Source organism: Streptomyces sp. BR123 (assembly GCF_013401435.1).
Lineage (GTDB): Bacteria > Actinomycetota > Actinomycetes > Streptomycetales > Streptomycetaceae > Streptomyces.
In genome coordinates this window covers 1-1,384 of record NZ_JACBGN010000597.1, presented here as the reverse complement: position 1 = coordinate 1,384, position 1,384 = coordinate 1, and the positions used below count along the sequence as shown (strand labels likewise).

The 1,384-nt window shown below is 74.1% G+C and carries 1 protein-coding gene; it reads left to right on the top strand.

Translation table 11 applies throughout. The features are described from left to right. Positions 1-133: 133 nt before the first annotated feature. On the top strand, positions 134-1,384 hold a 1,251-nt coding region (locus HYE82_RS36540; RefSeq protein ID WP_179178522.1), incomplete at its 3' end, for an HtaA domain-containing protein.

The window sequence follows — 1,384 nt, the reverse complement described above, 5'->3', positions numbered from 1 at the left end:
CGCGGCGGGCGTAGGCACGAAGGCACCGTCCTGGTGGTCCGGCTGATGGTCCGTCGGGTGTGGGGGTTCCGCTCCCGACGGGGATAGCTTAGGTTAGCCTAACCTTACTTACCAGGTCCTGGAGGGGACATCGATGTCCGCACGCCCCGTCCGCCCGTTCGCCGTCGCCCTCGTGGCGACCCTGGCGGCTCTGCTCGCGGCACTGCTCCCCGCCGCGGGAGCCCACGCGGCGAGCCGTCCCGTGCAGGGCGGCAGGCTCGACTGGGGCGTCAAATCGTCCTTCCAGAGTTATGTCACCGGCCCTGTCGCAAAAGGCGGTTTCCAGCTGAAGAACGGCGCCGCCACGGTCGGCGGCAGCCTGTTCCGCTTCCACTCGGCGACCGGCTCCTACGACCCCGGCACCGGCGCATTCGAGGCGGCCTTCAGCGGCGGCGTCGCCTTCCGCGGCCACCAAAAGCCGGACGGGGGCAACGAGCTGGACCTGACGATCAGCCGGCCCGCGATCCGCATCGAAGGCGGCAGCGGCACCCTCTACGCGGACGTCGTCGGCAAGGCCAAGGACACCGGTCAGGTCACCAGCCGCTCCCGGGTCCCCTTCGCCAGCCTCGGCCTCGGCGGCATCGACATGAAGGGCGGCGGCAGCCCCCTCGCCCTCACCAACGTCCCCGCCACCCTCACCGAACAGGGCGCCCAGGCCTTCGCCGGCTACTACCCCGCCGGCACCCCGCTCGACCCCGTCACGCTTTCCGTCGACGTCCGGTCCGCCCCGGCCGCAGCGTCCTCGCCGTCCCCGAGTGCCGCGGCCGGGGCCTCGCCCGGCACGCAGACCCCCGCCGGCCAGGGCGCGTTCGCCGACGCGGCCGTCGACTGGGGGGTGCGGCGCACCTTCCGCGAGTACGTCACCGGGGCCGTCGGCCAGGGCAGGTGGGCCGTCGCCGAGGGCGCCCAGGACGGCGGGGCCCTGTTCCGCTTCCCGCAGGGCAAGGGCCTCTACGACGGCTGGAAGGGCACCCTCGACGCCGCCTTCGCGGGTACGGTCCACTTCACCGGAGCCCACCTCGACCTCAAGCTGGGCAGGGTCGCCGTCAAGGTGGAGGGCGGCAAGGGCGTCCTCACCGCCGACGTCACCGCGGGCGGGGCGACGAAGACCGCCGTTTCCCTCGTGGAGTTCGACGCGGCCGGCCTGAAGGCCGAGGGCGCGCTCGCCACCCTCACCGAGGCCCGGGCCACCCTCACCGAAGGCGGCTCCCAGGCCTTCGACTCCCTGTACCGGGCCGGCACCGAGATGGACCCCGTCTCCCTGGCCGTCGCCCTCGACGCCACCGGCCGACTGCCCGCCCTGCCCGACCTGGGCTCCGCCCCCGCGACGCCCGCCCCGCAGACC